The organism is Serratia sp. PL7 (assembly GCF_945957435.1).
Genome location: NZ_CAMFLB010000046.1, coordinates 23,337 through 29,744, shown reverse-complemented (window position 1 = coordinate 29,744; position 6,408 = coordinate 23,337). Strand labels below are relative to the sequence as shown.

Below are 6,408 nucleotides of genomic sequence, written 5' to 3'. Positions count from 1 at the left end.
GATTTTTGGGGGCTTGTCTACAACTCTATGGCTGATGTGGCGGCCTTTCATTTACATATGAATGTTGTAACTAAAATATTAATTCAAATAAGGTGTTCACTTTACAACCTAGATTAGATACATTTGATTCAAATAGGATTCAAAATGAGTCTGCGCAATGGCTAAGATACAAGTTCGAAACTTTCCTGATGATCTCTACACTCGATTAGAAGAAATGGCTGCAATGTCAGAGCGGTCTATAGAAGGTCAGGCAAGGTTGATTTTAAAGTTAGCACTGGAAGAAAGCCCTGCGGCTATCAAACCTGTCAGTGAGCCAGCAACACGCTATAAGCAGATAATGCCGTCAACGGACTGGTATTTCCGGCATGATAATGTCGAAGGTTGTTCAACCAAGAGTACTGTTTACCAATTGGCGGCATGGGCGCTGACTCATGACGGGGAAATTGTTGGGCTGGTTACAGTGCGTGATGTTGAAACTGGTCGTCCGAAACTGGTAACTCCACCTCCAATTGCAGGGGATTATCTACACAGAGAGCAATTAGAAGCTGATGAAGTGTCAGCCTCGAAGCGTAGATAGGTGCTATTAATGGAGGCTAGCATCTTTAGCCTCCACCATTTTAAGATAGATTTGCTAGTACCTGTGGAGCAACATCACCAATGAGTTTTTGAGCAAAATCATGTTGAATTAACATAGCATCGGCAAGCTCATAATAATGAGCACTATTGTTTTGTATATCTTTAAGCGAGCGGATTAGATCGCTTAAAACAGAAGAACCATAATGTTTTTCGGCCTTTGTGATTGCGCTTTGTGGTATGCCTCCCCACGCATCATACATAGCCAAAATATCAAAAATATCCTTACACTGCCCATGCATACATCTATCTGAATTTGCTAATAATTTAGTATAAAAACAGCTTTCTTGATCTATGAAAGGAATAGGGAACAACTTGCGCGTATCAGCTACTAAATCGTAGTTATCGAAACTAACTATCTCAAGCTTTATCGCTGCGTCCTGTTCTTTTATGAAGGTGCGAACTCCATATCTATCAAACATTATTTCTCTGGCATACTGGAAGTCTTGTTTTACTAAGTTGCCAAGTGAGTTGGATGTAACCTGTTCCCGTACGGCTCGATAAGATGATTTATCAGGGCACAAAAAATCAACATCGATCGATTCTCTATACTCATCTATTTCAAGGGCAATACGAGTTCCCCCTCCGAAATAAATAGAGTTAGCAAAAAAAAAGTCGGCATTGAAATTATTCAATACCGACCTGATTAGTTTATGATGCTTAATCTTATATTCGTTCACTACAGAATGAATCCTTATGCAGCCATAAAGACACCGTTACCGTAAAAATCAGTTAAGGCATCAATCAACTGGCGTTCATTTTGACCTATATGTTTTTCATCAACAAAATTCCAACGCTCTTCGTACATACGAAAAGCCAACATTGCGGGAATTTTCTGAGTGTGAAAATCCCACAGCACTTTATCCAGTTCAGGATAGTTGCCTCGAATAATTTCACCCATAAAGTCACCTATTGCAGTCTACAGACATAGTTACGAGGTTATAGCAAATGCCACAACCGGTTTCGTGTCAAAAAGTGCTATTCCTGCAATTACCCTTCAATTATATTGTTGTGATTACCACACACGGATGTGTTGGCCATCTCCTGATGGGTGCCACCGGTGCTTTAACGTTTCTATAATTTTCATTGGGTTACATGTTTTACTACGCAACATCAAAACATCAAAACATCAAAACATCAATATTTTTGAATCTCTTAACATCATATGTGTACTACGTGAAATCTGAGGGAAGGGCAGGGGGAAAGTAACGGATTTTTTGCGTAGCACTGCATAGACAAGTTTGGAGATTGGAAATTATTGGAGTCAGTTTGGATATAGAGAATTATTGTACGTTTAGTTCGTTGTTTGACGAATTTGATAAGAATGGATGCGCTGCTAGTGTGTTGATAGTATTTGGACACTACAAAAACACCGCAGAAAGGTTGAACAATGGGTACTGAAATTTCTCTCGACGTGTCAGGCATAACGATGTGCTGGAGTAAGAACTCGTTAGGAATAGATCATGGTGGTCTGTTTCAGAGCGACGACCATTACATCGCACCGCCCACAGCAGAAGAAGTTGATGAAGGGGGAGATTTCAACGAACCAGATAGCATTCTTTTTCGTACTATTTTGCGAAAGCCATTAGGGCAAATAGTCCATCGTCTCGATCTTCTTGGTTTTACTCTTGAGAATGCAGAAAAAGAATATAATCTGATGGTGAAAAAGCTCACCATTGAAAATGATGAGTTTGAAAAATTCCATCCAGAGTATGCAAAACCAAAAGTCGAATTAATGAGCTTTCCAGAATTCATCAATTTCATTAAAAATGTCAACCTTAAAGACTTAGATAGCGGTTTTGTGAACGAAGACTCCCCTGAAAAAGAAAAGAAACTGATTAGGGGAAGGTTTACTAATGAACACCTGCTACGCAGCATCCCCCATTATACAAACGATTTTGATAATGCATGGTCTGAAAAATCCGCCTTCGGCTCATTGGTAAATATACTTCACCCCTATTCAGTGATCAGATTATTAGCTGAAAATAAAAATAATAGTGGTGAATTTGTTACTTGGGATTATGGTGCTTTAGTTTCCAATGGCTGGGCCAACCTAAAAGATATTGAAACCAACACTCGCAGGCATGACAAGTTTCTCATAGCAACCGAAGGAAGCTCGGACTCTCATATCCTCCAAAAGGCCTTACGCCTCTTGCGACATGACATTGAAGATTTTTTTCATTTCATCGATATGAAGTCAGGACACCCGTTCCCCGGCACTGGCAACTTGATTAAATTTGCCGATGGCCTTGTGAAAATTGACATTCAAAATCGAATTGTTTTTGTATTAGACAACGATTGTGAAGGTATAGAAGCGTACAATAAAATCCGCGAGCTTGCCTTGCCTCAAAATATAAATTGTGTCCATTTACCAGACCTGCCTGATTTCAACGAATTCCCCGCGATTGGGCCTCACGGCATAACTAAAGAAAACATTAACGGTCGCGCGGTGGCAATTGAATGCTATTTGGATTTAACCTATTCGAATTATGATGAAGCAAAGATACGGTGGTCTAACTACAAGAAAGAAAGTGACGCTTATCAGGGAGCGTTAGAAAATAAAGACTATTACACTAAAAGATTCATGAAGCTAAATACGGGTAGCAAAGCATATGAGAGCTATGATTTTTCAAAAATATCCATAGTATTAAACGAATTAATAAAAGCTTGTTCTAAAATATCATCAGATATTCGAAGTAAACAGTTAGATGACCAGTATCCAGATTAAAAAGGTTTCTGCTTGGAAAACGGAATAAACTACGCTAAAACTGTTTTTTGACCAAGGCGCTTCTGATTGACTCCCGAATGGCGGGGCTGCGGCGTTTCTGTGTGCGAAACAGAGCGATTGCATACATCGTGCCGATAGCGGCTTAACCAGCGCCGCTTGCGGCTCGGTCAACCTCTCAACCGTCGCAAAACAAGTTTGCGACGGCATCACGGTTATCGATTACGGCTGCTCTTTATTGATTAGATACTCATCGAGAGAATGACCTGCATCGAGTAGCTTCTGCAACGCTGATGGACGTTTACCATTGCCAGACCACTCCTTAGCGTTCCCGCCCTCATCGGTAAAGCGATATTTAGCTTTTCTTGCACCACTTTTAGCGTTTTTGCGCTTAGTCTTGATGCCACCAACTGTTACAGGTTCCGCAAGGGATTCAGGATCGAGGCCAAGAGAACGGATGTATTCAAGCGCTTGCTGCCTTTTTTGCTCCAGTTCTTCTGCCTCAAGTTTCTTCAACTCATACTCTTCGCGAGACTCACTGATTAACGCTTCAAGTTTGCCTTTAACTTCTTCCAGCCACTCAAAATCTTTCGTTTGCGCAAATTTTCTTAAAGCGGTGATGCTACCAAGATGCTTAGATACAATACCGTATTCTTCATCTTTAGAAAGTTCTGTCATTTGTTGTTTCCTGTCAGTTAGTTAACGCTCATTAGCTCGCCGGAGGCAGTTTACTTTTTCTTTACTGGAAAACCAAGTTTACCAGTCTTTTTATCCTCTAAAACAAGCTCGGTATCAAACGTGTTACCGTCACGTTTTTTAAAGCCCTTAATCAGATTTGATTTGCCATCTTTAATCAATTTTTCAACTTGATTTGAAGTTAATTTTTTACCACAAAATTCTTGCCAGATCTTAAACTCACAACCCGTACAGAAAAAACCTTTCGGCCTGATGAGTATTTCTTTTCCACATGAAGGACAAGGAATCTCTAATCGAGAGCTTGCTCCTTCTGGCTTCTTGTCAGTGACGGGTTTTCCATCTTTATCAGGGAATGAAGTTTTACATTCAGGATAGCATGAACATCCCCAAAAGAAGCCATTCTGCCCTTTACGTTTACGCAAAAAGCCTTTATTACATACAGGGCAGGGAGCCGCATTTGATGATATATTTATACCGTTCTTATCCAAATCGCTAATAAGCTCACTAATATATTCGTCAGTTTCCTTAATGAAATCACTTACAGCCAGCTCTCCAGCTTTGATTTTAGCTTGTTTTTCTGCCCAACGAGCGGAGATATCAGGTTTTACCACTTCACTAGGTAATGCAGCACAATACTCCTGTCCTTGCTTAGTTGTTTTCCAGACAAGCTCTGAGTAACCTTTTTCTTTCTCAATAGCTAATAGCCCTGTATTAGCCGCCAATTTTTCTAATATACCAGCACGAGTAGCTTCCGTTCCTAATGTCCCGCCTCCCTCTTTAGCTTCAAGCGCTTTACGCAAATCAGGATCATCAACAAATTTTCCAGCACTTTTCATTGCTGCGATTAGCGTTGATTCAGTAAAATATTTTGGCGGTAGTGCTGGCTTCTTATCTACTAAAGCAGATTCACAAAGGCCGTTATCATTAAATTTCAGTGTTGATAAATCAAAGCCTGTAAGCTCACTATCATCAGATTCTAAATCATCGCTACTGTCTTTACCCAATGCCTCCCATCCTTTCTGCACTAAAACACTTTGTGTCGCGGAGAAAGTATCACCTTTGATATCAAAATGTACTTTCGTTTTATTCCGAATAGCATCAGGCCAAAACAAACCGATGTAGTAGGTAGCGACCAGTCTATAAACGTTCTTTTCTTTTTCGCTAAGCTGGATACCTGCACCGCTCTTAGTGGTTGGAACAATAGCGTGATGAGCCTCAATTTTGCTTGCATTAAACGCTTTATGCTTCTGTCCCTTATCCATATCTGCGGCTGCTGTAGCCAGTTCCGGCATTATCGCACTGATGGCTGCGGCAATATCGCCAGCTTGATAATAATGTTCATCCGATAGATAGCGATTATCGGTGCGTGGGTACGTTAGAAGTTTATGTGTTTCATACAACCCCTGCATGATTTCAAGAGTTTCTTTGGCTTTATAGCCGTAGCGTTTCGCGCAAATCTGTTGGAGAGTTGAAAGATCTAACGGCAACGGTGGCTTAGTGTTTTCTGGTTTTGTGGCAGCTATCGTGACTATTGCCTCTTTCCCCGAAACCCGTTCAGCTATATGCCGCGCTTGTGCATCTGAAATGAGCCGTTTTTTATCATCAATCTGATCACTATCCGTGGTTTGATATTTAGCCTTTACCTGATGCCCGTTCATCTCAAGCGTTGCGAAAATATCATAGTAAAAACTTTCGGCATGATTCTGATTTGCCAGTGTGCGCAGATTCACCAGACCAAGAACCGCGCTCTGTACACGCCCTACATTCAGGGTGCCATCATAGCCCTTCTCTTGGCCTTTGAGGGTACAACCGCGAGTTAGGTTATAACCGAAGCTCTGATCAAGCAGTGAGCGCGACAATGCGCTATTTGTCATACCCCTAAATTTGTCATTTGGCTGCATGTTTACAAGTGACTTTTGCACTGGTGCAAGGTTGAGATCAGCTATCAATAAACGTTCTACAGGCTTTTTGTTATTGGCATAACCTAAAATCTCGTCAACAAGCAAACAGCCTTCTTCATCTGGATCTCCAGCATGAACAATACTGGTAGCTTGTTCAATCAATGACAGAATGATACGAGTTTGTGCTTCTGCCTCTCTTTTTATTTTGTAAGTAGGCGGGTATGTCGTTTTGATCGGCAAATCACTGAATCGCCATTTAGTGTATTTATCGTCATAATCCTCTGGATCACATAGTTCAAGCATATGACCAAAACACCAAGTAACAACATCAGAACCATGCTGAAAGTATCCATTTTTCTTTTCTGTATTTGGATTTCCTCCAAGCCCTTCAAAAATAGCTTTAGCTAAAGATGGTTTTTCTGCAATAAACAGTCTCATTTAACTACCCTCAAA

At 40.7% G+C, this 6,408-nt stretch carries 6 protein-coding genes; 2 read left to right on the top strand and 4 right to left on the bottom strand.

What is annotated here, in order from left to right; all coding sequences use genetic code 11:
- Positions 1 to 157: 157 nt before the first annotated feature.
- Positions 158 to 577 carry a FitA-like ribbon-helix-helix domain-containing protein gene (locus N6G83_RS52350; protein ID WP_223862024.1) on the top strand — a complete coding sequence of 140 codons (420 nt, stop codon included), beginning with the start codon at positions 158 to 160 and terminating at the stop codon, positions 575 to 577.
- A 40-nt stretch (positions 578 to 617) separates the two neighbouring features.
- On the opposite strand, the gene N6G83_RS52345 is transcribed toward N6G83_RS52350, so the two are convergent.
- Both N6G83_RS52345 and N6G83_RS52340 read right to left on the bottom strand, forming a co-directional pair.
- The gene (locus N6G83_RS52345; protein WP_211136055.1) at positions 618 to 1,313 is read right to left on the bottom strand and encodes a nucleotidyl transferase AbiEii/AbiGii toxin family protein; all 696 of its coding nucleotides are present in this window, start codon (positions 1,311 to 1,313) and stop codon (positions 618 to 620) included.
- A gap of 14 nt (positions 1,314 to 1,327) precedes the next feature.
- Positions 1,328 to 1,534, bottom strand: a complete 207-nt coding sequence (locus tag N6G83_RS52340) for a hypothetical protein (protein WP_032736819.1) — start codon at positions 1,532 to 1,534, stop codon at positions 1,328 to 1,330.
- 489 nt (positions 1,535 to 2,023) lie between these two features.
- Here N6G83_RS52340 and N6G83_RS52335 point away from each other — a divergent pair, with 489 nt between their 5' ends.
- On the top strand, positions 2,024 to 3,361 hold the full coding sequence (locus tag N6G83_RS52335) for a HEPN/Toprim-associated domain-containing protein (protein ID WP_050296630.1): 1,338 nt from the start codon (positions 2,024 to 2,026) through the stop codon (positions 3,359 to 3,361).
- Positions 3,362 to 3,580: 219 nt separating this feature from the next.
- Here the strand turns inward: N6G83_RS52335 and N6G83_RS52330 are convergent, their stop codons facing one another.
- Together N6G83_RS52330 and topB are read right to left on the bottom strand one after the other, a co-directional pair.
- On the bottom strand, positions 3,581 to 4,036 hold the full coding sequence (locus tag N6G83_RS52330) for an H-NS family nucleoid-associated regulatory protein (protein ID WP_115195441.1): 456 nt from the start codon (positions 4,034 to 4,036) through the stop codon (positions 3,581 to 3,583).
- A 50-nt stretch (positions 4,037 to 4,086) separates the two neighbouring features.
- Positions 4,087 to 6,393 (bottom strand): type IA DNA topoisomerase, encoded by a 2,307-nt coding sequence (gene topB / locus N6G83_RS52325; protein WP_115195440.1) that lies wholly within the window; start codon positions 6,391 to 6,393, stop codon positions 4,087 to 4,089.
- Positions 6,394 to 6,408: the final 15 nt, after the last annotated feature.

Coding starts and splice junctions, on each gene's coding strand:
- N6G83_RS52350 (WP_223862024.1), top strand. CDS start 158: ATGGCTAAGATACAAGTTCGAAACTTTCCTGATGATCTCTACACTCGA.
- topB (WP_115195440.1), bottom strand. CDS start 6,393: ATGAGACTGTTTATTGCAGAAAAACCATCTTTAGCTAAAGCTATTTTT.
- N6G83_RS52335 (WP_050296630.1), top strand. CDS start 2,024: ATGGGTACTGAAATTTCTCTCGACGTGTCAGGCATAACGATGTGCTGG.
- N6G83_RS52330 (WP_115195441.1), bottom strand. CDS start 4,036: ATGACAGAACTTTCTAAAGATGAAGAATACGGTATTGTATCTAAGCAT.
- N6G83_RS52340 (WP_032736819.1), bottom strand. CDS start 1,534: ATGGGTGAAATTATTCGAGGCAACTATCCTGAACTGGATAAAGTGCTG.